Genomic DNA, 25,372 nt, shown 5'->3' with positions numbered 1-25,372 from the left:
CGCATTTGAAAAAACGTGCCGCTGATTTTTAGTGTTTTTTTTAAAAGACGATGGAGAGAAGGAGTCCTTTCATGAGTTTACGATTTATCCTTGGCGATGGCCGTTGTCGTCATGATCAAGCAGTGATAGAAAATGCAAAAAGCTGGTTAGAAAAAGACCATCAAGAAGTATTTTTTCTGGTACCTAACTACAACAAATTTGAACGAGAACGCGAGATCCTACAATTACTGAGAGAGGATCGCGTAGAAGATTTTGCTTCTATTCGCGCGCAAGTGTACAGTTTTCACCGTTTGGCTTGGTTTTATCTGCAACAAACCGGCTTGCTTTCTCAAAATGCCATCACTGAAAATGGTGCCTCCATGATCATGCGTAAGCTGCTTTTGGAACTAGAAGAAGAACTCGTCTTATACCGTGGTGAGATCAACAAAGCGGGTTTTATCCAACAATTGTTGGCGTTCTATCAAGAAATGCATACAAGTCGATTGGGGATCGAAGATTTATTGGCAGGTGGTGCTGCACCAAGCGCAACCCAAGACGAGGAGAAAAAATACAGTGAATTAGCGAAAATATTTCAACGATTTGAACAAGAACTTCTGGAGCGTGCATTACAAGTCGAACAACCGATCACCTTGTTGACACGCTTTCTTGAAGGTTCCTTGCTGGATGATTCTCCAGTGGAGCAAGCAATGCCTAACGCGGTGTCAATGAACAAAGCACCAGATCTTTCCCATGCCTTATTTATTATCAGTGGGTTTTCCGCTTTTTCAACACAGGAACAGCAGCTGATTCAAGTGTTGATGAAAAAAAGTCATGTCATTATTGATCTTTTTCTGGATCGTGGGTATCCACAAGAGCTACCTTCACCGTTAAATTTGTTCTATGAAGCAGGGCGAACATATTATCAATTGATCAGTTTTGCCCGAGAAAATCAAGTGCCGATTTATTTGGATCAGAAACTTTCGGTCAACCAAGAGGTAGACAAGGAAGCGAAGGGATCGATGCAACAGGCGTATAATGAAATTGAAACATTTTGGCGGCATACTCAGTCACAAGTCAACTATCAGCAACAGTCCTCTGTGAAGGACTTTCTGGCAATTTGGAAAGTTGGGAATCCAGAAGAAGAGATCCGTCAGATTGCAGCGTCGATCCGTGGGATCATGAGCGATAAGAAACGGTACCCAGCATTACGATACCGAGAGATCCAATTATTGATCGCCGAACCAGAAATCTATCATCAATATATCCCTAAAATTTTTACTGAGTTTGAGATTCCTTTTTATATCGATGAAGAGCAGATGATGGCGCAACATCCATTGGTTGAGTTTTTGAATGCTTTTTTTGCTTGTCAATCCTATGGCTTTCGCTTAAATGATATTTTACGGTTGCTTAGAACGGAACTTTACTTACCGGCAGCCTATCGCTCCGAAGCAGATTGGCTCGTTGGGCGTGACCAGTTTCGTAAGTTGGTGGATATTACCGAGAACAAAGCGTTGGCTCATGATTTCCAAGGAGCGAGTTGGACGAGAAACGAAGATTGGGAACTGATCGAGTATTTACAATCGGAAGAAGAGCAGACGGAGAAAGTGGATTTGACAGCGTATACCAACCAGTTGCGCAGGGCCTTTAAACAAGATGTTGCTGATACTCTTGACTGGCTGACGGCCGCTAGAACGAACCGCGATGCGGTCGAACTGCTGTATCGCTTTTTACTGAATGCCGGTGTTGAAGAACAACTGCGGCATTGGCGAGATCAAGCGATCCAGCAAGGGAAGTTGGATCAAGCTCGTAATCATGAACAAGCATGGCAAGCCTTGATGGATTTGCTGGATGAATATGCTGCGATCTATGGGGAAGAGTCCTTTGATTTTGCGCTCTTTGAGGATGTCTTATTGACTGGCTTAGAAAATGTCACATTCGGGAAGATCCCAACAGCGATCGACCAAGTCAACATCAATCGCCTTGATCTGGCACGTCCAAAGCAAGCAAAGATCACATTTGCACCGGGATTGAATGAAACGGCGTTGCCAAGAAAAATAGAGAACAAAACGTTGTTGACGAATGAAGAACGTCAGCATTTCAATCAGTTGTTCAATGGTGAAAAACACCTTAGAGATACAGTGGTGGAAGGCAGTGTCAAAGAGCCATTTGCCTTCTATTCTGTCTTGCTTTCAGCAACGGAACACTTATCACTGTCCTATGCCGTTAATTTTGATACCCAGCAAAACATCAAAATGTCGCCTTATTTAGATCGCGTGGTCAAACGTTTGGATGTCCCACTGCAAGAGCGAGGGATATTGACGCTAGTCAGTGACCCAAGAAACTATGTCGGCAGTTACCGTGGCCTGATCTATCAAATCAATAACCTCAGTCAGCAAGCGCAAAAAAACAAAGAGAATTTACCTAGGGTCTGGGAGCAGCTGAGACAAGCACTGCTGCGTTCGGAATGGACAGATTTAGCTGCCCAAGTATTTGAAAGCCAAACTCATCAAAATATTCCGATTCCTTTGTCTCAAGCACAAGCTGCGGCACTATATGGACCATCGATCTACAGTTCCATTTCTCAGATGGAGACGTTCTATCAGTGTGAATACAAGTATTTCGTCAGCTACGGATTACGATTAAAAGAACGGGAAGTTTATGGCTTAAATCCAGCAATGACCGGTGAGTTTTTCCATGATGCGTTGGACCGCTTTGTCAAAGTCCTGATTGCTGAAAATATTTCCTTAACCCAGTTAACTGCTGACCAACGCGTGCAATTTGTGGAAGTCGTTTTGCAGGAAATTTTTGGCGAAAGCCGTTATCGCTTACTGACGAGCTCTGCTCGGATGAATTTTATTCGGTATCAATTAGGCAAGACGATTCAGCGAGTAGCGTGGGCATTAGCGAAACAAGGACAAAAAATGCATTTTAGTCCTGAAAAGACGGAGGTGCTATTCGGTCAGATCGCTGGCTCAAATGGGATCAATGGGATCGAATTGCCATTAAGTTCTGGCGGGAAACTGCATGTGCGGGGGAAGATCGATCGTGTCGATACGGCGAAAACGGAAGAAGAACAATGGCTTTCTGTTGTTGACTATAAATCTAGCAGCCGAGATTTTGACCTTTCTGAAGCATACTACGGACTTGCGATGCAGTTGATCACCTATCTCGATGTCGCATTGACGGATGCTGTCCAACTGGTTGGTTCGCCAAATGTGCGACCAGCGGGGGCTTATTATCTGCATGTGCATAATCCGCTTTTGGACGGACAAGAAGCCAGTGAAGAAGAACGTTTAAAACGTTTCAAGTATGACGGGTTGTTTATTGACGAACCGGCTGTTTTCCCGTTGCTAGATGAGGATGTTGAAGCCAGCAAAAATTCACCGATATTTCCTGTTCGAAAAGACAAAAACGGCAATTATCAAAAAACAACGCAGGCGAAAAACAAGTTTTATACAGAAGAAGAGCTTGAACTGTTAAGAAAACACAATCGGAAAAACATGCAGCAAAGCGGTGAGAAGCTGTTGAGCGGTGAAATCGCCTTAAACCCGTCTTATAAAATAAAAGACAAAAAACGGGCGTGTGAATTTTGTCCGTTTCGCAGCATCTGTGACTTTGATGTATTGTTGAAAGAAAATGAGTACCACCGTTTAGAAAACTTATCTAAAGATGAGATTATCCATCGCTTAAGGGAGGAAGAAGATGAGTAAGATCCCTTTAAAACCGCAAAATGAAACCTTTACGGATACCCAATGGCAAGCCATTTTTGATAAAGGGGATAATATCCTCGTTTCCGCTTCAGCGGGTTCAGGAAAAACCACCGTTTTGGTTCGGCGAGTGATCGAAAAGCTAAAAGCAGGAACGACGATCGATTCTTTACTGATCGTGACCTTTACCGAAGCAGCTGCTCGAGAAATGAAAGAACGGATTCAAGTGGCACTGCAACAGGCCATCAATCAAGAAAGTGACGAGCAAAAGCGCCAGCACTTCGTTCGTCAGCTGCAGCTGTTGCCGACAGCTAACATTTCTACCTTGCATGCGTTTTGTTTAACTGTGATTCGGCGTTTTTATTATTTGATCGATTTAGATCCCAATTTCCGCATGATGACTGATGAAACCGAAATTTTATTGATGAAAGAAGAAATCTGGACACAGCTGAGAGATCAACAATATGAAGCCAATGATGAAGCCTTCTTTCGTTTGACGGAAAATTTTTCAAGTGATCGTTCTGATGAAGGCGTCGGGGATCTGATCCTGTCTCTCTATGACTTTGCCCGAGCCAATCCAGATCCAGTCAACTGGCTAGCTCATCTAAGTGATCACTATATCGGCAAAGAAACCTTTGCTGAAAATATCCTGTATCAATCGCAAATAAAACCGACTTTGCAAGAAAATTTGAAGACAGCGGCGCATTTGCTGCAGGCGGCGCAAGACTATGCCCGTTCTGATGAAGCGATGGAAAAAGCGGCACAGTTGATCGATACCGAATTGGGCATGGTGGAAACCTTAAAGGCTCTGCTGGATGCAGACGATGTCGATGGCTTCTATGAGCAGATCCAAACATTGCGTTTTGGTCGTTACCCAGCTTTTCGCAAACCAGAACAAAAGGAATTGTCCCAAGAAATCAAGCCCTTACGCGATGATGCGAAAAAATTGGTCGAGCAATTGAAAGCCACCTTCCCGTATCCACCAGCTGAAATGATGGAGTTGCTTCATCGATCAGCACCTGTCGTTGAAAAAATGGCAGCGATGACCGAAGCATTTATGAAAGCATTTCAAGAAAGAAAGCTTTCAAAAGGCCGTTTAGACTTTAGTGATTTGGAACATTTCACCTTGCAGATTTTACAAGGAGATGGCAGTGGAAGTGAGGCGTCGACCTATTATCGTGATCGCTTTGAAGAAGTTTTAGTCGATGAATACCAAGACGTCAATCGGCTGCAAGAGGCAATTTTATATTGGGTGAGACAAGTCGAGCATAATCCTGGCAACATGTTTATGGTGGGGGATGTGAAGCAGTCGATCTATTCGTTTCGACTAGCAGATCCGACGCTATTTATCGAAAAATACTTGGCATTTGAAACAGAGAATGGTGGGCGGAGAATCGTCTTAGCAGAAAATTTCCGTTCTCGTTCCGATGTATTGGATTTTACGAATCTAGTTTTTCAACAACTGATGGATGAACGGGTTGGACAAATCCCTTACGATGAGGCGGCAGCCTTGATTACCGGTTTTCCTGATTTTCCAGAAAGCGAGGCCTTCGCAACAGAGCTCTTGTTATATGAAAAAGAGCATGAATCCGAAGAACAATTGATCGATGACAAAACAGAAGGTGAAATGCAGATCACTGCCTTGAAGATTCGAGAGTTGATTGAATCAAACTTCATGATCTATGACAAAAAAGCCAAAACAAATCGACCAATCACTTACAATGACATCGTCTTATTGACCCCCACACGTAAAAACAATCTTGTCATTTTAGATGTCTTTAAGCAGTTTGGGATTCCGATGGCGGTCAATGATGCTCAAAACTATTTTCAGGCAACGGAGATCCAAACCGTCGTTTCTTTGCTGCAGATCATTGATAACCCGTACCAAGATATCCCGCTTGTGGCGGTCTTGCGTTCGCCAATCGTCGGCCTAACAGAAGATCAATTAGCTGAAATCCGTTTAGCGAATCGTTCCAGCGACTACTACGATGCAGTATTGGATTACCATGGGCAACAAGAAGCGTCACCCTTGTGGCAAACGGTCGATGGGTTTTTAACAAAACTGGAACAATGGCGAGAGGAAGCACGACGATTACCAATCCCAACCTTGCTTTGGCAAATCTATGAAGATACTGCCTATTTGGATTATGTCGTGGGACTGCCTGCAGGTCAGCAGCGCTATGCCAATTTAGCGGCATTGGTCCACAGAGCGGAGAAATACGAAAAGAGCAGTTTCCGTGGGTTGTACCAATTCATTCGCTTCATCGAAAAAATGCAAGAAAAAAACAAGGACTTGGCAGAGCCGTTAGCTACACCAGTAGAAGATGCGGTTCGTGTGATGACCGTCCATGCAAGTAAAGGTTTGGAATTTCCTGTCGTCTTCTTATTGGATACAACAAAATTCTTTAATTACCAAGATTTTCAAAAACGCTATATCTTTGAAGAACAGCTGGGGGCTGGGATCCAATATGTGGAACCCGCAGAAAACCTTAAATTTGAAACACTGCCGTTTCAAGCCATCAAGCAAGTTCGTTTGAAAAAAGCCTTGTCAGAAGAGATGCGAAAATTATACGTAGCATTGACACGAGCAGAGCAGACGCTTTTCTTAGTAGGCTCCTATAAAAATCAAGCGGATGCCTTTAAGACGTGGCAATCTGGCCTGACACAAGCCGAGATGGTTCTTGATCCTGCATTACGGCTTGTTGCCCGGGGGAGCTTGATGGATTGGGTCGGACGGACCCTGATGCGCCATCCAGATATGGAAGCAGTATTCTCTGAAGCGTCAGAGCGCAAGCGGACGATCGATCATCCTGCTCATTTTCGTCTGTCATGGTGGAATCAAGAAACGATCACGCAACAAGTCCAAGAGACCCTTGCGCCAGTCGAGGAGCCTAAACGATTGCTTGCGCCAGATAGCAATATCGATGATCTTTTGAAACGCCTAGCATATCGCTATCCTTATCAAAAAGCGACCCAAACGACTAGTTATCAATCTGTATCAGAATTGAAAAGACTCTATAACGATCCCGATGATCAACAGACCACTTTGTTGGAATGGCGGTCGGTTTCCGAGAAGACGAATCCTCAGCAATATCGCTACGTACAGGATGAATTGGCGAAACCAAAATTTCTGCAAGAAACGAAGCCTCTCGCCAGCAGTATCGGGACAGCAACACATACGGTTTTGCAAATGATTCCATTAGGAATGACGCCAACACAAGATACTTTGGAGCTCCTGATTGCTGAACTCGTGAAAAAGCAATTTTTTTCTGAAGAAATCGCCAAAAAAATTGACCGATCGAGCATTTTGTGGTTTTATCAAACTGAACTAGGTAAACTGCTGAACCGATTCTCTGATGTGGTGAAGCGGGAGCAGCCGTTTTCGATGCTAAAAGAGGCTGATACGATCTTTGAAGGGTTTGACGAACCAGATGCGCCGCTTTTGATCCATGGTATTATCGACGGCTATATTGAATTGGCGGATGAAATCATTTTATATGACTTTAAAACAGATGATGTTTTCGGCAGTCAGGCTCAGATTGAAAAGAAAATGCGCGAACGATATTATGGTCAATTGAAACTCTACTGCCAAGCATTGGAGAAAGCATTGAGCAAACCAGTGAAACAGACCTATTTAGTGCTGTTAAAACCTAAAATGATCGTAGCATTCTAGCTGATCGATCCTAGTTTCTTACAATTCGTAAGTCATATGCTATAATAGGTAAAAGAGGTGATGGAGAATGATAAAAGTAGAATCGGATTACGCCCTTTGTCCTAAATTTGAAAAAGCTTTTTCTATTTTAGGCAAAAAGTGGAACGGCTTGATCATTGATGTCCTTCTTGAAGACGGCAAACAAAGATTTGTTGAGTTAGCAAACAAGATTCCTCAAGTGAGTGATCGGGTGTTAGTCGAACGCTTGAAAGAATTAGAGCGGGAAGAAATTGTCTGCAAAGAAAACAATCTTTACTGCTTGACGCCAAGAGGTATTGCTCTTGAAAAGAGTATGATGAGTGTGAAGCGTTGGGCAGAAACCTGGGTGCGTGAGGAAGAATGCAGTTGATTTCTCACCGGAAATTAGGTAAACTAAGCTTAAATGAATAGATAAAAAGCGTTGATAGAAACTAGTAATTTGGCTGAATCAGAAAAAGGGAGACTTGTCACAGACTGAAAGCAAGTCCTGTATTCGAAAAATGAATTTCACTTCTGGAGCTTGCTGATTACAGTCAGTCGGCAGTTTTGCTGTCGTTAGCCGAAGTGAGTGCGCGGTTTTTTTCGCGAATGAGGATGGTAACACGAGACGTCGTTCCTTTTTTAAGGGATGATGTCTTTTTTTGTCTTTATATGAATGATACTCACTTTATTCAGTCAATCCAGTCTTTTTATTCTTACACTATTCACAGCATAGAAGGAGGAAACACATGTCTTTACAAGAGAAATTAGAAGCATTGAAGGAAACGACATTGCTTAAAATCAAAGAAAGTCCAACCATGAATGACTTGAATCAAATTCGAGTGGAAGTGCTTGGGAAAAAAGGCCCTATCACAGAAGTTCTGCGGGGAATGAAAGATCTTTCTGCGGAAGAACGGCCGAAGGTGGGGAGCTATGCCAACGAGATTCGTGATATCTTGACAGAAGCGATCGAAGAAGCCAAGACGTCTATCGAAGCAGCAAACTTGGAAAAAGCTCTTGCTGAAGAATCCATCGACGTGACGTTGCCTGGTAAAAAGATGAACCGAGGAACACGCCATGTGCTAACGCAAATCATGGAAGAAATCGAAGATATCTTTGTTGGTATGGGCTACCAAGTAGTCGAAGGTTACGAAGTGGAAAAAGATCATTACAACTTCGAACGGATGAATCTGCCAAAGGATCATCCAGCCAGAGACATGCAAGATACTTTTTATATTTCAGAGGAAGTGCTGATTCGAACCCATACGTCACCAGTGCAAGCGAGAACAATGGAGACTCATGATTTTTCTAAAGGGCCGCTGCGGATGATCTCACCCGGGAAAGTTTTCCGTCGTGACACAGATGATGCGACCCATAGCCACCAATTCCATCAAATTGAAGGTTTGGTAATCGATAAGAATATTACGATGGGTGACTTAAAAGGAACCTTAGAAGTCATGATGCAAAAAATGTTTGGGGAAGATCGCCAAATTCGCTTGCGACCAAGCTATTTCCCTTTCACAGAACCATCGGTCGAAGTCGATGTCAGCTGCTTCAAGTGCGGTGGTGCCGGTTGTAATGTTTGTAAACAAACTGGCTGGATCGAGATCCTCGGTGCTGGAATGGTGCATCCTAACGTCTTAGAAATGTCAGGGATCGATCCAACCCAATATTCAGGATTTGCTTTTGGTTTAGGTCCTGATCGAGTGGCAATGCTGCGCTACGGCGTGAACGACATTCGCCAATTCTATCAAAATGATGTGCGTTTCATTCGCCAGTTCAAGGGGGAACAATAAATGTTAGTATCATACAAATGGTTAAATGAATACCTTGATCTGTCTGAGATCACACCCAAAGAGCTGGCGGATAAAATGTCAGTGACGGGGATCGAAGTCGAAGGTATTGACGTGCCTGAAGAGGGTTTAAAAAAAATCGTTGTCGGAGAAGTGACCGACTGCCGACCACATCCAGATTCTGATCATCTATCAATTTGCCAAGTAAATATTGGCGAGGATGAAGACTCACAGATCGTTTGTGGTGCGCCGAATGTCAAAAGCGGCATCAAAGTCATCGTGGCATTACCAGGCTCTCGAATCGCGGGCAACGTAAAAATCAAAAAGGGCAAGATGCGGGGAGAAGTTTCCAACGGCATGATTTGTTCGTTGCAAGAGTTGGGATATGCCGATAGCGTGATTCCCAAAGAATACGCAGAAGGAATTTATTATTTACCAGCAGAAGCAGAACCAGGATCACCGGTTTTTCCTTATCTTGATATGGATGATCACATTATCGAATTATCGATCACTCCGAATCGTGCGGATGCGTTGAGCATGCGGGGGGTTGCTTATGAAGTCGGTGCAATCTATCGGCAAACACCGAAGTTTCCTGAAATTGCGCTTACCGAAAGTGAAGTAGCTGCTGCCGATAAAATTCAGGTGAAGGTCACTGAAGTAACGGATGCACCCGCCTACCAAATTCGAATCATTGATGGCGTAACGATCGCCCCAAGTCCACAATGGCTGCAAAATCGCTTGATGAATGAAGGCATTCGTCCAATCAATAATGTCGTGGACGTGACGAATTATATCTTACTGTTATTTGGTCAACCATTGCATGCTTTTGATTATCAAAAGCTAGACAGCAAGGAAATACTGGTACGTCGCGGCAAAGAAAATGAAAGCCTGGTTACCTTAGATGGAGAAACTCGTCAGCTTTCCCCAGAAGACATCGTTATCACCAACGGAACGACACCAGTTGCGCTCGCAGGCGTCATGGGAGGTCTTGATTCTGAAATCACGGAAACGACGACCACAGTCGCTTTAGAAGCGGCCTTGTTCGATCCATTAGCGATTCGTTTGACTTCGAAAAAATTCAATTTAAGAAGCGAATCATCCGCTCGTTTTGAAAAAGGGATCAACCAAGCAACGGTTGCAAAAGCTTGTGATGCAGCAGCAGCACTGATTGCGGAACTTGCTGGCGGAATGGTCTTAAAAGAGGCAGTAATAGGTTCCCAAGTAGCAGTAGAACCTGTGGAGGTTGCGATTACTTTAGCACGGATCAATAGCTATTTAGGCACAGAAATCACTGATGAAGAAGTGCAAGAAATCTTTGATGCATTAGGCTTTGGTCATCGTCAAGAAGCAGACAGCTATATTGTTTCAGTCCCACCTCGTCGTTGGGATATTACGATCGAAGCAGATATCATTGAAGAAGTGGCGCGTATTTACGGTTATGATCGTTTGCCATCGACTTTACCGCAAGGAGAAACGGTTGCCGGTCATTTAACCAAAGCGCAACGTCTGACTAGAGAAGTTCGGACGCTATTGGAAGGCAACGGGGTCAGTGAAGCCATCAGCTATGCTTTGACAACGGAAGAGAAGGCGCAACAATTTACGGATAAATCGAGCCAAGTGACTCGATTGGATTGGCCAATGACCGAAGAGCGTGCCGTCTTGCGCTTGAATCTTATTTCAGGTTTGTTAGACGACGTTGCGTACAATTTGGCACGTAAAAACAATCGTGTTGCTTTATATGAAATTGGTCGCGTCTTCTATCAAACGGGCGACAGTAAACACGAACTGCCAACAGAAGTCAATCACTTAGGGCTAGCATTGACAGGAAATATCCATGAGAAAGACTGGCAAACCCAAGCTCAAAAAGTTGATTTCTTCCATTTGAAAGGCATTTTAGAAAATCTTTTTGATTCGTTGGCATTAACCGACCGTATTCGTTATCAAAAAACGGCAGATATCAAAGAGATGCATCCTGGGCGTACGGCAATGATCTTGCTAGATGACCTAGAAATCGGCTTCTTGGGACAAGTCCACCCATCGATCGCCAAAGCCTACGAAGTGAGTGAAACCTATGTTGCTGAATTGAACTTAGATCAGTTATTAGCAGCTAAAACAGAACAATTGGTCTATCAACCAGTTTCTAAGTTCCCATCAGTGACCCGAGATATGGCACTCTTGCTCGATGAAACGATCGATAACCAATCCGTGATGGAAATCATTCGTGAAAGTGCAGGTCGCTTCTTAAGTGATATTCGTTTATTCGATGTTTATCAAGGGAAAAACATTGAAGCAGGTAAAAAATCTCTAGGGTACAGTCTGACCTTTAGCAATCCGGAAGCTACCCTGACGGATGAAGAGATCAATCAAGCAATAGCGAAAATTACTCGTAACTTAGAAGAAAACGTTCAAGCAGAAATCCGCTAATCAAATAAGTAGAAAAACGTTCTCCACCATACAAAGAAGTTGGGTGGGGAACGTTTTCTACTATTATAATAGATGCTCAGATGACACAAGAATGTTAGGAGTTGAGTGAAAGCCTTAAAAGATTTCTCTATTGAAGGCATTCCAGCTTTTTTGGTACAACCTTTTTTAAACACTGGCTAGGCTGAAAAAATGCATTTTCTAATCAGCGTTTTATGAAGTTATTTTTTAGGACAGCTCCTCGATTTTTGCGCAAGAAACAGCATCAAATCAAAATACACAAAGTGTCAGTCTGGGGAGGAAGTGTTCTCGTGAAATCTAACACAGAGTTTGTACATAGGTTTTGCATGAAAGAATTCATTCCGATTTGTAAACAAAAAAACAAGCCGTAAAGGCTTGTTTTTTTAAGCAAAGTAATTGATGCCCATTGCATTTTTGACTTCAGCTAACGTCTGAGCGGCAACTTGTTCAGCTTTTTCACTACCAAGTTTTAGTAAGTTCATCACTTCACCGGGATCTTTGGCAAAAGCTTCACGGCGTTCACGAATCGGTGCAAATTCGGCTTCTAGAACATCGATCAAATAGCGTTTGATTTTGACATCGCCTAATCCACCACGGGTGTAATGTTCTTTTAATTCAGCAATTTTTTCTTTTTCGGTACCAAATACATCAAGATAAGTGAAGACCATATTGCCTTCAACTTGTCCGGGGTCGTTGACATGAATGTGATTTGGGTCCGTGTACATGCTCATCACTTTCTTTTGTAATACATCGGCTGGATCAGCTAAGTAAATGCCGTTGTTCAATGATTTGCTCATTTTCCCGTTCCCATCGATCCCCGCTAAACGTCCCATGCCTTTTGGCGGTAAAACCGCTTTTGGTTCGACTAATACTTCACTATACGTAGAATTAAAACTATGCACGATTTCTTGCGTTTGTTCCAGCATTGGTTTTTGATCTTCGCCGACTGGGACTAAATTTGCTTTAAAAGCGGTGATATCCGCTGCTTGAGAGACAGGATAGATGAAGAACCCTGAAGGGACGCCTTCGCCAAATTTTTTTTGTTCAATTTCGGCTTTAACGGTTGGATTTCGTCGTACTCGAGCAACACTGACTAGATTGAGATAATACATCGTCAATTCAGAGAGCTGAGGGATTTGCGATTGAATAAACATCGTTGTTTTTGCTGGATCCAATCCAACGGCTAAATAATCCAAAGCAACTTCTAGAATATTCGCTGAGACCTTCTCAGGTGTTTTCGCGTTATCTGTTAGTGCCTGCATGTCAGCGACCATAATATAAAGCTGATTTTCAGGGTCAGCTTGCATTTCGACCCGTTTTTTTAAAGACCCCACATAATGGCCAAGATGCAATTTGCCAGTTGGGCGGTCGCCAGTTAAAATCGTATTCACTTTTTTTCCACCTTTTCCTTTGTTATATGGTTTATCTTACCTTTTTTTAGCAAAAGAAACAACCGGTTCTCCTTGTGATCTGATGGGGTGAGAAAAATTTTCATGGACAAAAACCTCACATCAAAGTAAAATAGCACTTGTCTTTTCAGAAATAAGGGGGGAACATTGGAAAAGCACCTTTACAAATGAAAAAAGATTGAGCTATAATATGAATCAAATCTTTCCAATTACTCATTTAATTTTAAAAAAAGCTAGGAGTGTGAATCAATGGCAATGATCGAATTTAAGAACGTAGAGAAATATTACGGAAAGTTCCATGCATTAAAAAACATCAACCTTGAATTTGAAAAAGGTGAGGTCGTTGTTGTTATCGGACCTTCAGGATCTGGTAAAAGTACAATGCTCCGTACGATTAATGGTCTAGAAACCATTTCAGGTGGTCAATTATTGGTCAATGGTAAGAACTTGTTTGACAAAGATGTCAAAATGACAGAAATTAGAAAAAACATCGGCATGGTGTTTCAACATTTCAATTTGTATCCAAATAAAACCGTGTTAGAAAACATTACGTTGGCACCGATCAAAGTATTAAAACAAAATGAGCAAGAAGCCATCAATTTGGCGGAAAAGCTTCTTGATCGGGTAGGGATGTTAGATAAAAAAGATTCCTATCCTTCCATGTTATCTGGCGGACAACAGCAGCGGGTCGCAATTGCCAGAGGGCTTGCGATGAAACCAGAGATGCTGCTTTTTGATGAGCCAACGTCTGCATTGGATCCAGAAATGATTGGTGATGTCTTGGATGTCATGAAAAAAATTGCCAGTGAAGGCATGTCCATGATCGTTGTTACCCATGAAATGAGCTTTGCCCGTGAAGTAGCAGATCGAATCGTCTTTATGGCGGAAGGACAGGTCTTAGAAGACCGACGCGATGTCGATGGATTCTTTGATGCACCAAGAGACGAACGTGCAAAACAATTCTTGAGCAAAGTCACAAATCATTAAGCCATAGGAGGAGCCCTTATGAGAAAGAAAATATTTTCCTTTCTAGTCTTAGCCTTTGCCCTTGTGACTTTCTCAGGTTGTAAAGGACAAAGTGCCGCAGAGATCGATATTTTAGAAAACAGCAAAGAGACGAATCAGATCGTTTGGGGCGTAAAAAACGATACCCGTCTTTTTGGATTAATGGATATCGCGACCAGAGAAGTACGAGGATTCGATATTGATATCGCTCGTGCAATCACTGAGAAAATTTTAGGTCGTGATGGCAATGCCATCTTTGTTGAAGTTACCTCAAAAACCCGGATTCCTCTTTTGAAAAACGGCAACATCGATGCAATCATCGCCACGATGACTATCACGGAAGAACGTAAAAAACAGGTCGATTTTTCCGATGTCTACTTTGATGCAGGCCAATCTTTATTAGTCGCAAAAGATAGTCCAATCCAAGGGATCGAAGATTTGACCGCAGACACCACTGTATTGGTCGTGAAGGGCTCTACTTCAGCTGTCAACATCCGTGAAGCAGCACCAGAAGCGCAAATTTTGGAACTTGAGAATTATGCGGAAGCCTTTACCGCTTTACAATCTGGTCAAGGGGATGCTATGACCACGGATAATGCGATCTTATTAGGGATGGCGAGTGAAAATCCCAATTACCATTTAGTTGGCGAAACTTTTACAGAAGAACCTTATGGTATTGCCATCAATAAAGGACAAAAGCCGTTTCTTGATGCAGTGAATCAAGCCTTGCGGGAAATGCGTGAAGATGGAACCTATGATGAGATTTACAACAAGTGGTTCCCTGAAGACGAATCAGGAAAAGTAGAGTAGGAGGAAACTGAATGGTTGAATTATTTCAAACGTATACCGGTCAGTTTATTGAAGGCTTTAAATACACAGTCATGGCGAGTTTGATCGCACTGTTTTTTAGTCTTTTGATCGGAACCTTAATGGCAATTTTTCAGTTGTCAGACAATCGCCTCATCAAAGGGATTGCCAAAGCGTATGTTGAGTTTTTTAGAAATATTCCCTTATTGATCATCGTGATGTTCTTTTATGTCGTTGTGCCAATGTATTGGGTTTCTTTTGACGGCTTTCAAGCAGGAACGATCGGCTTAACGATCTATACATCGGCATTTATCGCTGAGACGATCCGTTCAGGGATTCAAACGGTCCCTAAAGGCCAGATGGAAGCTTCCTTGTCTTCTGGTTTTACTTACAGCCAAGCGATGCGCTACATTATTCTGCCACAAGCATTTAAGATCGTCGTACCGCCGTTAGGCAATCAATTTATCAATCTTGTCAAAAATTCATCAATTTTGGCGATGGTCGCAGGATTAGATATTATGTATCAAGGCGATTTGATCGCAAGTGAGACCTTCAATACATTTGATACGTATATCATTGTTGGTCTTTTCTATTTGATCATTACCCTACCATTGTCTTATTTGATGGTTTACTTGGAACGGCGTTGGGCTGTCCGCTCATAGAAAGGAGCTAACGAACTATGGACTTTTTTGAAGCTTTTTCAGCGATTAACATTCGCTTTTTGATCGATGGCTTGCGGGTAACAGTTGAAGTGTCGATCCTATCGATTTTATTTAGCTTTATTATCGGAGGGATCGCCGGCATTTTGCGCTTCAGCTCGATCCCAGTCTTTTCTAAAGTATTAGGTGTCGTGATCGATGTTATTCGTAACTTGCCTTTGCTCTTGATCATCTTTTTCACTTACTTTGCATTGCCGCAGATCGGTATCCGCTTTAATATTTTTTGGTCAGCGGTTGTGGCGTTGACGATTTTTGAATCAGCGATGCTTTCTGAAATCTTTCGTGCTGGTTTGAATTCTGTGCCAAAAGGGCAGATGGAAGCTGGTTTGTCTACAGGGCTAAGCTATGTCGAAGTATTGCGGAGCATCGTCGTGCCGCAGGCATTTAAAGCGATGCTGCCAGCGATCGTCAGTCAGTTGATCTCTTTGATCAAAGATACGTCATTAGCTGTGATTATTTCTTTACCAGAGCTGACTCATCATGCTCGAATCATTTATGGTCAAAACACAAACTATGTTTTGCCTATGTTTTTGGCAATGACTGTTTTATACTTTTTGGTTTGTTATGCCTTGTCATTGCTTTCTGGCTTTTTGGAAAAACGTCAGTACGATTACTAAAAAGAATAATCGTCAAAAACATCCCCACGATCGGTCTTTCACCCATGCAAGTGCAACTTGTGGGGTGTAAGCCAATTGTGGGGGCTTTTTTCATTTTGACCGTTTCGTGGTTTTTCGGAAAGCTTTTTTAGCAAGCGAAAGGAATACTTGAAAAATAGACAAAAAAAGTCCAAAATGAATAAGAGAGAAAAATGCACCAAACTCTTTCTTTCATGTAAAGGATGGAAACTATGACAAACAACAGACCAATTGGTTTTATCGATTCTGGTGTTGGTGGGTTGACGGTCGTCAAAGAAGCAATCAAGCAATTACCCAACGAATCGATTCTTTATCTGGGAGATACAGCCAGATGCCCGTATGGTCCGAGACCTGCTGAGCAAGTCATCGAGTATACGTGGCAAATGACCCGTTTTTTATTAGAAAAAAACATTAAAATGTTGGTGATCGCTTGTAATACAGCGACAGCGGTCGCCCTTGAAGAAATCAAAGAACAACTAGCGATCCCAGTGATCGGCGTGATCCTGCCTGGCAGTCGAGCAGCAGTCAAAGCAAGCAAAAACCAACGAATCGGTGTCATCGGGACAAACGGAACGATCAAAAGTGACTCTTACAAGCGCGCGCTTCATGGCAAAGCGCCCCATGCGTCCGTCGTCAGTTTGGCTTGCCCGAAGTTTGTGCCGATCGTAGAAAGCAAACAATACCATAGCTCGGTCGCCAAGAAAATCGTGGCAGAAACGTTGCGACCATTGAAAAACAAACGGTTAGATACAGTGATTTTGGGTTGTACCCATTACCCTTTATTGCGTCCTTTGATTCAAAATGAATTGGGCGCTCATATCCAGCTGATTGATTCAGGGGCAGAAACGGTGGGGGAAGTCAGTACCTTGTTGGACTATTTTTCCATTGCAGCAACGAGTCAGGACGATCCGCATCCGCAACATGCATTTTTTACTACTGGTTCACCGAAAATGTTTGATGAGATTGCCAATGATTGGCTTGATTTAGACACGATCTCATCGATTCACACTGATTTAGGAGGCTTTTAAATGCGACATGATGGCAGAAAAGAAACAATGTTAAGACCAGTTAAAATTCAAACCAACGTCTACAAACACCCCGAAGGATCGGTTGTGATCTCTTTTGGTGACACAACCGTGATCTGTTCGGCAACGATTGAAGATCGGGTCCCTCCGTTTTTACGAGATACGGGAAAAGGCTGGGTCACAGCCGAATACAGTATGCTCCCACGAGCGACCAACACTCGTAATCGTCGAGAAAGTGCCAAAGGCAAGCTTTCTGGTCGGACGATGGAGATCCAACGGCTGATCGCTCGTTCCTTGCGCGCAGTAGTCGATTTAGAAAAATTAGGGGAGCGCAGTATCGTGGTCGATTGTGATGTCGTTCAAGCAGATGGCGGTACCCGAACAGCTAGTATTACCGGCGCATTTGTCGCGTTGCGTTTAGCTATCGATACCTTGTTGCGTGACAAAGCATTGACGGAAGATCCAATCAAGGAGCATTTGGCAGCAATTAGTGTCGGGATCTTACCAGATGGCACCTGTGTGACCGATCTTGATTATCAAGAAGATTCTTCAGCTGCTGTTGACATGAATTTGGTGATGACGGAATCTGGTCGATTTGTCGAATTGCAAGGAACTGGGGAAGAAGCGACCTTTGATGGTCAGCAGTTGAATGAGATGCTGATTTACGGAAAAACGGCTATCGAAGAATTGATTGCCTATCAAAAAGAGGCACTGTTTTTACCAGATGAACCCCCTTATGAGATTCCCGAAAAAACGATCGTCATTGCTACAGGCAATCCAGGAAAAGCCAAGGAATTTAAAGCCGTATTTGGCGCAGCAGGTTACGATGTCCGTACCTTAAAAGACTATCCTTCCTTGCCAGATGTTGAAGAAACCGGCACCACCTTTGAAGAAAATGCCCGCCTTAAAGCCGAAACCATCGCCAGAATTTTGGGAAGACCGGTGTTAGCTGATGACTCAGGACTGAAAGTCGATGCACTAGGGGGGCGACCAGGGGTGTACTCTGCTCGATTTGCTGGTGAGCAAAAAAGTGACGCTGCCAATAATGCAAAATTGCTCTATGAATTGACGGATGTCGAAGATGACAAACGCAGTGCCCAATTTCACTGTACGTTAGTTTTTGCAGCGCCAGGAAAAGAGAGTTTGGTGGTTGAAGCTCAATGGCCGGGGAGAATCGGTCGCATCCCTCGCGGAGAAAATGGGTTCGGCTACGATCCATTGTTTATTCCTGATGGTTCAGAGCAAAGCGCAGCCCAAATGAGTCAAGAAGAAAAGAACCGAGTGAGCCACCGTGGTCTAGCAATCAAAAAACTGCAGGAACAGTGGCAGGAGTGGTTAGAAGGAGAAAATGTATGAAATACTTAGTTGTCAGTGACAATCATTCAGATCGTGAGATTCTTGTTGATCTTAAAAATGAATTCGAAAATCAAGTCGATTTGTTCCTTCACTGTGGGGATTCAGAACTTCCTGAAACGGATCCTTTATGGGAAACATTCCAAGTCGTTTGTGGGAATTGCGATTACGGTGGTGGTTTTCCGAATGAGCGTATCGTTAAAACGCCGCTGGATATCATCTATATGACCCATGGCCATTTGGCGGATGTTCGTTTTGGCGTAACCAAATTAGGCTTAAAAGCGCAACAAGCAGATGCCTCGATCGCTTTGTTTGGTCATACGCATCAAATTGCTTGTGAGAAAGTCGGGAATCGACTTTTCTTGAATCCCGGCAGTATTTCCCAACCGCGAGGGCAAATTCAAATCAAAAGTTTTGCGATTATTGAAAGTACGCCAGAACAATGGGCAATCCAATACTATGATCGTTCCTTTCATAAAGTCCCAGAGCTAGCTTTCGTTTTTACACGTTAAGTAAGCGGAATCAAAAAGTAAAAATTTCATTATAATTTTGCAGGTTTCTACTTTCTATTCTCATTTTCAAGTAAAATAGAAGAGTAGCTGTGAAATGGAGGCAATTAGATTGATAGGACAGACCGTAGAAAAAATATTACTCGAGAATCAAGAAAATTTCTTGGTGCCGGCAGAGAATGTGGCATCGGTATTTTATAACCACCCTTTGAGTCACGCATTGCTTGTTTTATCAAAAGTGGGCTATTCAAAGATCCCAGTACTAGATAGTGAGGACCATTTAGTCGGCTTAATCAGCCTCTCAAACATCGTAGAACGAATGATGGATCTCACTGGCTTCAGTATGGAAAATATTGAAGGGCTGACTGTGGCAGATGTCATGGAAGTCAATGTGAATTGCATCAAAGAAAACGATGAGTTGGAAAGTATGCTGCATCTGTTAGTGGATCAAGCATTCTTGCCGATCGTTGATGATGACAATGTCTTTGTTGGGATTATCACCCGCAAAGAGATTTTAAAATCCGTCAATCATTTGGCGCATGAAATCGAAAGACGCTATTTGCTGATTTCGAAAGAAGATGCCCCAAAGATGACAGATGAACTACATGTGGTATAGAAAAAAGGTTATCCCAGTTTCGGGATAACCTTTTTTTAAATACCGACGATCGGCGCATTGGGGATCGTATAGCCTTTGGCAGTTAAAGCATCGATCGATGCGGCCAAAAATTCCTCTTTGATTTTCCATTGCGTACCGTTGGTCACATACATGGTCGTGCGAATTGCAAAGTTGTTGTTTCCTAGATCCACCAGACCGAAGACCGTAGGGGCCGTTTGAATCTCTTCTTCGTGCTGCTGAGCAATCTGTTCATTGACTTCTTCAATGATGGCACGTATTTCATCTAAGCCTTCAGATGGTAAGATACGTACGTCTACCACGACTTGCATATTGGCTCTGGATGTATTACTGATGGTTGTGATGTTACGATTTGGGATATAATGAACGGTTCCATCAACGGATTTTAATTGAACAGTCCGAATACCGACGGCCGTCACTGTACCTTCAAGCGTCAGATTGGTCAAGCGGACGTAATCACCAACGTTGATTTGTTGTTCGGTAATAATAAAGAAGCCAGTAATCAAGTCATTCATAAAGCCTTGGGCACCGAGACCGAGGGCGACACCGACGACTCCGGCACCGGCTAGTAGCGAGCCTACAGGTACACCGATGGTAGAAAGGAGTGCATAGACAAAAAAGAAGCCTAATGTGTAATGAACCGTATTGCGGATCAGAGTATGGATCGTGTTGATTCGACTCACATTGAAGGTGGCTTTTTTTTCATAGGACCGATAGATCCGGTCAATGATCATGTTGCTTATTTTTAATAAAATTCCGAATAAGATACACAAAAAAAGCAGCATCAGTGCTTTTTGGATCAGTAGGCCAATGATCGATTCCCAGTCGATCGATGCCCACCATTTTTGTAATGCATTGAGCTGAGCAGCTGCTGGTTCGGTAATGCTGGAACCACTTGAATCGGTCGTGCTAGCTGCAAGTAGCAGTTGTTTCATAAAATCCCTCCAAGTCTTACTGCATCTATTTTAACGAAGATAAAATAGAAATGCAAAGGAGGTTTTCTGAAATACCTGTTTTTTTCAGAAAAAGCCTGCTTAGCCAACGGGTAGGCAGGCTTTTCTATGACAATCATTGATTAAGATAAATGAACGCCTTTATCAACGAAAATCACTTCGCCGATAATCCCGCTTGATAATGGACTGATCAAGAAGGCACAAGTATTGCCCACTTCTTCAATCGTCACACCAATATGATCAGGTGTTCGATCCTCTGACAATTGGATCAGTTTTTGATAGTCTTTTACACCAGTTACTGCCAGCGTCTTGATGGCACCAGCTGAAATCGCATTGACGCGGATTTTTTGCGGTGAAAGTTCGGCAGCTAAATAGCGAACGCTTGATTCTAAAGCGGCTTTTGCAATCCCCATCATATTGTAGTTCGGTACTGCCCGTTCGGCACCTAAGTAGGAAAGGGTAACGATTCCAGCATTTTCAGCTAAGATTGGTTTGGCATATTTAGTGACGGCAATCAATGAATAACTGCTGATGTCTTGCGCCAAAGCATAACCGTCACGAGAAATATTCAAAATATCGCCAGATAGATCTTCTTTATTGGCATAAGCAACGGCATGGACAACACCGTGGATCTCACCTGCATATTCTTTGATCGTTTCAAAGGCGGAAGCAATGCTTTCGTCATTGGCGACGTCACATTCCACTACAAATTCATCAGATTCCAATAAGCGCTCTAAAGGCTTTTTCATGCGGTCGTTTTGATACGTGTAGATCACTTCGGCTCCTTGTGCTTTTAATGCTTGTGCACAGCCCCAAGCGATACTGCGTTTGTTAGCAACGCCCATGACGACAACTTTTTTACCGGTTAAAAAACTCATAATTCCACTCCTTAATAAATTCAACAATAATAAAATACGTATAATGACAAATAGTAAATCAAACTATCTTGATTTCTAATTATTAAGCATAATTGTTTGATTGTCAAACTATTTTTTTCTTAATAAATATTTAGTTGCGAATTTCGCTGAACTATGATACTTTGATAATCAAACTATAATAAATTCTTAAGCAAGGAAGGGAAACCATGAAAAAACTATTGACTGAAACAGAAGTCATGGATTTGATTCCAAATCGCTATCCAATTATATATATTGATTACGTCGATGAAATCGAGTCTGGCAAAAAGATTATCGCAACGAAAAATGTCACCATCAACGAAGACTTTTTCCAAGGACATTTCCCAGGAAATCCAGTAATGCCAGGTGCCTTGATTTTAGAAACATTGGCACAAGCAGGATCGATCCTGATCTTGAAATCCGAGGAATTCCAAGGTAGAACGGCGTATATCGGCGGCATCAACAAAGCCAAATTCCGTCAAAAAGTTGTTCCGGGAGATACCATGAAACTTGTTTTCGAGATCACTAAAATCAAAGGCTCTGTAGGAACTGCTGATGCGGTCGCTACAGTGGACGGCAAAAAAGCTGCGGAATGCGAATTCACCTTTATCGTTGGCGACCAAAAATAAAAGAAAACCGCTGAAATTCCCGAATATCGGAGACTTCAGCGGTTTTTTATTTATTCTTTGGCTTCTTGTAAGACCTTGATCGTTTCGATCTTCACTGGCTCAACCGGTTGAGAATTCTCACCATTGCCAGAGTCTTGGGTTTCTGCTTGTGCAATTTTATCTACGACATCCATGCCTTCAATCACTTGACCAAAAACGGTATAGCTGCCGTCCAATTGTGGTGTTCCACCATTTTTGTAGGCTTCGATGATTTTTTCAGGATAGTGTTGGATCGCTAGACCGTCAGATACATCTTGATCATTTTGAACGATGTAGAATTGACTGCCTTGGCTGTTTGGCGCACTTGATTTTGCCATTGCTAATGCGCCTCGCAAGTGATAAAGCTGGTTCGAGTATTCTTCGCCGAATCCTTCGCCCCAAATGCTTTCTCCGCCAGTGCCATCACCATTAGGGTCGCCCCCTTGGATCATAAACTCTTCTACGACACGATGGAAAGTCAAGCCGTCATAATACCCATCTTTGGCATGGGTCAAAAAGTTTTCGACTGCTTTGGGCGCGATCTCTGGGAAAAGTTTGATTTTGATCGAGCCTTCTTCCGTTACCATTTCAACTAAAGCTTCATTCTCTTGCACATCCGTTGATAATTGCGGCAATTCCAGGGCATTCAAGTCAACAGATTCTGAGGTTGACGTGCTTTCTGCCGAATTGCTTGATGAGGGATCGGTGGTACTTGAACCTGTACAAGCAGCTAGTAATAAAAGGCTAGCAGCTGCTGTCAGTGTGAATAGGATTTTTTTCATTCTTTCATTCCTTCCAGTTTTCTTAATGATAATCATAACAAAAAAGAGACATAGAAGAAAGCGCAGATTTTGTGGAATGAGAAAGAAACAGACGGAAAGGTGTAGACCACTTTTTAGATGTTTGCTATAATGAAAGAGGATTCATTATAATAAACGGATAGAATTTACAGGAGGTTTTTTTGATGGGAAAATTAGGGATATCGATTTATCCAGAGCGCTCAACGTTTGAAAAGGACAAAGCGTATCTAGACTTGGCACACAAATACGGCTTTAAACGGGTATTTACCAGTTTGCTGCAAATCAACGATGATAAAGAAAAAGTCTTGGCAGACTTTAAACAAGTCGTGGATTATGCCAATCAGTTAGGAATGGAAGTCATGGTAGATATCAATCCTGGTTTATTCGAACAGTTAGGTATTTCTTATGATGATTTATCCTTCTTTGATGAGATGGGGGCTTACGGTGTTCGGTTAGATATTGGTTTCACTGGTTCAGAAGAAGCCAAAATGACCCGTAATCCTTACGGGATCAAAATCGAAATCAATATGAGCAGCGGCACGAGCTACGTGGATAACATCATGAGTTATTCACCTAATACTGAAAATTTACTCGGTTCGCATAACTTCTATCCTCATCGCTATTCAGGGTTAGGCTATGACCATTTTGTTTTTTGTTCGGAAAAATTCCGCAAATACAATTTAAATACGATGGCTTTCGTGAATTCTCACGAAGCTGATTTCGGTCCATGGCCAACACAAGATGGTTTGTGCTCTTTGGAAGACCATCGTGATCTGCCACTAGCTACACAAGTCAAACATTTAGTGTTGACTGGTTTGATCGATGATATCTCTATTGGAAATGCCTATGCTTCAGAAGCAGAATTGGCAGCAATGGCTGAAGCGTTTCATGCTGATTATCCGACATTAAGAGTCGATGTCGTTGACGGAATCACTGAAGATGAACGAATTTGTCTCTTCGATAATCTGCAAAGCTATCGAGGAGATCGCTCAGAGTACATCTTGCGTTCAACGATGACGCGGATCTATTATAAAGACAAGGAATTTCCACCTCATGATACCCGTGATATGGTAAGAGGGGATGTCTTGATCGATAATGCTGGCTATGGACAATACAAAGGTGAGACGCAAATCGCCTTGAAAGCAATGAAAAATGATGGCCGCGTCAATGTCGTTGGGAAAATCGCTGATGAGGAACTATTCTTATTAGAATTTTTGAAACCTTGGTCAAGTTTTAAATTGGTCGAAAATAACTAATTATCACGAGAAATCAACCATTGCCAACAAAGCGTGTTGGCAATGGTTTTCTTTTTGGGCGCTTGCAATTGACAAACACGAGCAAAAAACGGTAATTTATGTAGTGGGTTCTTTCCATGAAGAACGATGAAACCATAATAATATTATGTAAACTATATAACAAGAGGACGTGACAAGTGTGAAATTGCGCTGGAAGATTGCCATCGGAGTGGCTGTATTAGCAATTGCAGGATTAGGGTATGCAGGAAATTATTTTTACGATTATGCGGTGGTTCCTTCAGAAAAAGATTTTTTGGAAGGAGATACCCCTGGTACGGATGAAAATCAGACAGGAAATGAATCGCAAAATTGGTTTACAGATCCAGCAAATCGTGAGATGTGGCAGCTGACTTCTGAAGACGATTTAAAATTATCCGCCATTTATCTACCGGCAGAGGAGAAGAATCGAGGAAAAACGGCGATCATCGCGCATGGCTACATGGGGAATGCAGAAACGATGGCGGACTATGCTAAGATGTATCATGATTTAGGCTATAATGTCTTGGTTCCAGACGCTCGAGGGCATGGTCAAAGTGAAGGAGATTATATTGGTTTTGGGTGGCACGAACGTAAGGATTATCTGCAATGGATTGATGAAGTACTCGCAAAAAATGGTCCTGAAGAGACGATCACTTTGTATGGCATCAGTATGGGGGCTGCCACGGTAATGATGACCAGTGGGGAAGACTTGCCGAAAAATGTCACTTCTATCATTGAAGATTGTGGGTATACTAACGTCAATGAAGAATTGGGGTATCAACTCGATCAATTGTTTGGTCTACCTGCCTTTCCATTGATGAATGTCACTAGCCTTGTCACAAAAATCCGAGCGGGGTATTTCTTTGGTGAAGCAGATGCAGTCAAACAACTGCAAAAGAATACGCGTCCAATCTTTTTTATCCATGGCGATGCGGATACGTTTGTTCCTTATTCGATGCTGGAAATTTTGTATAACGCGACCGATGCACCAAAAGAAAAGTGGGTTGTTTCAGGTGCCGAGCATGCGAAAAGCTACAAAACAGATCCAGCGCTTTATAAAGAAAAAATTGCAGCTTTTTTGGACAAATACGATCACCCAGCAAGTGAATAAAAAA

The 25,372-nt window shown here is 42.6% G+C and carries 20 protein-coding genes; 16 read left to right on the top strand and 4 right to left on the bottom strand.

The features are described 5' to 3' along the window. Positions 1–71 precede the first annotated feature (71 nt). From IGJ44_RS08900 to pheT, 5 genes are all read left to right on the top strand, one after another. Complete coding sequence (locus IGJ44_RS08900; protein WP_167827411.1) at positions 72–3,689, top strand: PD-(D/E)XK nuclease family protein; 3,618 nt, start codon at positions 72–74, stop codon at positions 3,687–3,689. Continuing rightward, a complete protein-coding gene (gene addA / locus IGJ44_RS08895; protein WP_430605643.1) occupies positions 3,682–7,359 on the top strand; it encodes a helicase-exonuclease AddAB subunit AddA in 3,678 nt (1,225 codons plus the stop codon). The genes IGJ44_RS08900 and addA overlap by 8 nt, the downstream gene beginning before the upstream one ends. 67 nt (positions 7,360–7,426) lie before the next feature. Beyond that, positions 7,427–7,747, top strand: coding sequence for a winged helix-turn-helix transcriptional regulator (locus IGJ44_RS08890; RefSeq protein WP_005226192.1), 321 nt, complete (start codon positions 7,427–7,429; stop codon positions 7,745–7,747). Positions 7,748–8,105: 358 nt separating this feature from the next. Further along, positions 8,106–9,152 carry a phenylalanine--tRNA ligase subunit alpha gene (gene pheS, locus IGJ44_RS08885; protein ID WP_008381915.1) on the top strand — a complete coding sequence of 349 codons (1,047 nt, stop codon included), beginning with the start codon at positions 8,106–8,108 and terminating at the stop codon, positions 9,150–9,152. After that, on the top strand, positions 9,153–11,573 hold the full coding sequence (gene pheT / locus IGJ44_RS08880) for a phenylalanine--tRNA ligase subunit beta (RefSeq protein ID WP_430605641.1): 2,421 nt from the start codon (positions 9,153–9,155) through the stop codon (positions 11,571–11,573). 401 nt (positions 11,574–11,974) lie between these two features. On the opposite strand, the gene trpS is transcribed toward pheT, so the two are convergent. Beyond that, positions 11,975–12,982 carry a tryptophan--tRNA ligase gene (gene trpS / locus IGJ44_RS08875; RefSeq protein WP_005236112.1) on the bottom strand — a complete coding sequence of 336 codons (1,008 nt, stop codon included), beginning with the start codon at positions 12,980–12,982 and terminating at the stop codon, positions 11,975–11,977. Between the two features lie 267 nt (positions 12,983–13,249). Between trpS and IGJ44_RS08870 the strand changes: the two genes are divergently transcribed. From IGJ44_RS08870 to cbpB, 8 genes are all read left to right on the top strand, one after another. Then, a complete protein-coding gene (locus IGJ44_RS08870; RefSeq protein WP_008381909.1) occupies positions 13,250–13,987 on the top strand; it encodes an amino acid ABC transporter ATP-binding protein in 738 nt (245 codons plus the stop codon). Positions 13,988–14,005: 18 nt separating this feature from the next. After that, positions 14,006–14,815, top strand: a complete 810-nt coding sequence (locus IGJ44_RS08865; RefSeq protein WP_005226187.1) for a transporter substrate-binding domain-containing protein — start codon at positions 14,006–14,008, stop codon at positions 14,813–14,815. Between the two features lie 11 nt (positions 14,816–14,826). Next, positions 14,827–15,474, top strand: a complete 648-nt coding sequence (locus IGJ44_RS08860; protein ID WP_005226186.1) for an amino acid ABC transporter permease — start codon at positions 14,827–14,829, stop codon at positions 15,472–15,474. A gap of 17 nt (positions 15,475–15,491) precedes the next feature. Then, positions 15,492–16,148 carry an amino acid ABC transporter permease gene (locus tag IGJ44_RS08855; protein ID WP_005226185.1) on the top strand — a complete coding sequence of 219 codons (657 nt, stop codon included), beginning with the start codon at positions 15,492–15,494 and terminating at the stop codon, positions 16,146–16,148. A gap of 230 nt (positions 16,149–16,378) precedes the next feature. Next, the gene (racE, locus tag IGJ44_RS08850) at positions 16,379–17,194 is read left to right on the top strand and encodes a glutamate racemase (protein ID WP_015509769.1); all 816 of its coding nucleotides are present in this window, start codon (positions 16,379–16,381) and stop codon (positions 17,192–17,194) included. Further along, positions 17,195–18,547, top strand: coding sequence for a ribonuclease PH (gene rph / locus IGJ44_RS08845; RefSeq protein WP_005226183.1), 1,353 nt, complete (start codon positions 17,195–17,197; stop codon positions 18,545–18,547). Continuing rightward, complete coding sequence (locus IGJ44_RS08840) at positions 18,544–19,056, top strand: metallophosphoesterase (RefSeq protein WP_074536749.1); 513 nt, start codon at positions 18,544–18,546, stop codon at positions 19,054–19,056. The genes rph and IGJ44_RS08840 overlap by 4 nt, the downstream gene beginning before the upstream one ends. Before the next feature lie 109 nt (positions 19,057–19,165). Next, on the top strand, positions 19,166–19,669 hold the full coding sequence (gene cbpB / locus IGJ44_RS08835; protein WP_005226181.1) for a cyclic-di-AMP-binding protein CbpB: 504 nt from the start codon (positions 19,166–19,168) through the stop codon (positions 19,667–19,669). Positions 19,670–19,704: 35 nt separating this feature from the next. Here the strand turns inward: cbpB and IGJ44_RS08830 are convergent, their stop codons facing one another. Then, positions 19,705–20,622, bottom strand: coding sequence for a mechanosensitive ion channel family protein (locus IGJ44_RS08830; RefSeq protein ID WP_015509767.1), 918 nt, complete (start codon positions 20,620–20,622; stop codon positions 19,705–19,707). Positions 20,623–20,762: 140 nt separating this feature from the next. Then, positions 20,763–21,518 (bottom strand): enoyl-ACP reductase FabI, encoded by a 756-nt coding sequence (fabI, locus tag IGJ44_RS08825; RefSeq protein WP_005226179.1) that lies wholly within the window; start codon positions 21,516–21,518, stop codon positions 20,763–20,765. A 206-nt stretch (positions 21,519–21,724) separates the two neighbouring features. Here fabI and fabZ point away from each other — a divergent pair, with 206 nt between their 5' ends. Continuing rightward, on the top strand, positions 21,725–22,165 hold the full coding sequence (gene fabZ / locus IGJ44_RS08820; RefSeq protein WP_005226178.1) for a 3-hydroxyacyl-ACP dehydratase FabZ: 441 nt from the start codon (positions 21,725–21,727) through the stop codon (positions 22,163–22,165). Positions 22,166–22,215: 50 nt separating this feature from the next. Here fabZ and IGJ44_RS08815 read toward each other — a convergent pair whose 3' ends face one another. Next, positions 22,216–22,965, bottom strand: a complete 750-nt coding sequence (locus IGJ44_RS08815) for a peptidylprolyl isomerase (protein ID WP_008381897.1) — start codon at positions 22,963–22,965, stop codon at positions 22,216–22,218. A 182-nt stretch (positions 22,966–23,147) separates the two neighbouring features. Between IGJ44_RS08815 and IGJ44_RS08810 the strand changes: the two genes are divergently transcribed. After that, positions 23,148–24,239 carry a DUF871 domain-containing protein gene (locus IGJ44_RS08810; RefSeq protein ID WP_074536924.1) on the top strand — a complete coding sequence of 364 codons (1,092 nt, stop codon included), beginning with the start codon at positions 23,148–23,150 and terminating at the stop codon, positions 24,237–24,239. Between the two features lie 178 nt (positions 24,240–24,417). Beyond that, positions 24,418–25,368, top strand: a complete 951-nt coding sequence (locus tag IGJ44_RS08805; RefSeq protein WP_034868634.1) for an alpha/beta hydrolase — start codon at positions 24,418–24,420, stop codon at positions 25,366–25,368. The last annotated feature ends 4 nt before the right edge of the window (positions 25,369–25,372 follow it).

Origin of the sequence: Enterococcus sp. DIV1368d (assembly GCF_050542975.1) — a bacterium.
In the GTDB taxonomy this organism is placed as follows: Bacteria; Bacillota; Bacilli; order Lactobacillales; family Enterococcaceae; genus Enterococcus_D; species Enterococcus_D casseliflavus.
The sequence above is the reverse complement of the archived record's forward strand: the minus strand, read 5'-3'. Positions and strand labels throughout refer to the sequence as shown.

Bases quoted from the DNA above. Each gene is read 5' to 3' on its own strand.
- addA (WP_430605643.1), top strand. From the start codon at position 3,682: ATGAGTAAGATCCCTTTAAAACCGCAAAATGAAACCTTTACGGATACC.
- racE (WP_015509769.1), top strand. From the start codon at position 16,379: ATGACAAACAACAGACCAATTGGTTTTATCGATTCTGGTGTTGGTGGG.
- IGJ44_RS08890 (WP_005226192.1), top strand. From the start codon at position 7,427: ATGATAAAAGTAGAATCGGATTACGCCCTTTGTCCTAAATTTGAAAAA.
- fabZ (WP_005226178.1), top strand. From the start codon at position 21,725: ATGAAAAAACTATTGACTGAAACAGAAGTCATGGATTTGATTCCAAAT.
- pheS (WP_008381915.1), top strand. From the start codon at position 8,106: ATGTCTTTACAAGAGAAATTAGAAGCATTGAAGGAAACGACATTGCTT.
- IGJ44_RS08855 (WP_005226185.1), top strand. From the start codon at position 15,492: ATGGACTTTTTTGAAGCTTTTTCAGCGATTAACATTCGCTTTTTGATC.
- IGJ44_RS08815 (WP_008381897.1), bottom strand. From the start codon at position 22,965: ATGAAAAAAATCCTATTCACACTGACAGCAGCTGCTAGCCTTTTATTA.
- IGJ44_RS08865 (WP_005226187.1), top strand. From the start codon at position 14,006: ATGAGAAAGAAAATATTTTCCTTTCTAGTCTTAGCCTTTGCCCTTGTG.
- IGJ44_RS08840 (WP_074536749.1), top strand. From the start codon at position 18,544: ATGAAATACTTAGTTGTCAGTGACAATCATTCAGATCGTGAGATTCTT.
- pheT (WP_430605641.1), top strand. From the start codon at position 9,153: ATGTTAGTATCATACAAATGGTTAAATGAATACCTTGATCTGTCTGAG.
- IGJ44_RS08870 (WP_008381909.1), top strand. From the start codon at position 13,250: ATGGCAATGATCGAATTTAAGAACGTAGAGAAATATTACGGAAAGTTC.
- IGJ44_RS08810 (WP_074536924.1), top strand. From the start codon at position 23,148: ATGGGAAAATTAGGGATATCGATTTATCCAGAGCGCTCAACGTTTGAA.
- IGJ44_RS08860 (WP_005226186.1), top strand. From the start codon at position 14,827: ATGGTTGAATTATTTCAAACGTATACCGGTCAGTTTATTGAAGGCTTT.
- fabI (WP_005226179.1), bottom strand. From the start codon at position 21,518: ATGAGTTTTTTAACCGGTAAAAAAGTTGTCGTCATGGGCGTTGCTAAC.
- rph (WP_005226183.1), top strand. From the start codon at position 17,195: ATGCGACATGATGGCAGAAAAGAAACAATGTTAAGACCAGTTAAAATT.
- IGJ44_RS08900 (WP_167827411.1), top strand. From the start codon at position 72: ATGAGTTTACGATTTATCCTTGGCGATGGCCGTTGTCGTCATGATCAA.
- IGJ44_RS08830 (WP_015509767.1), bottom strand. From the start codon at position 20,622: ATGAAACAACTGCTACTTGCAGCTAGCACGACCGATTCAAGTGGTTCC.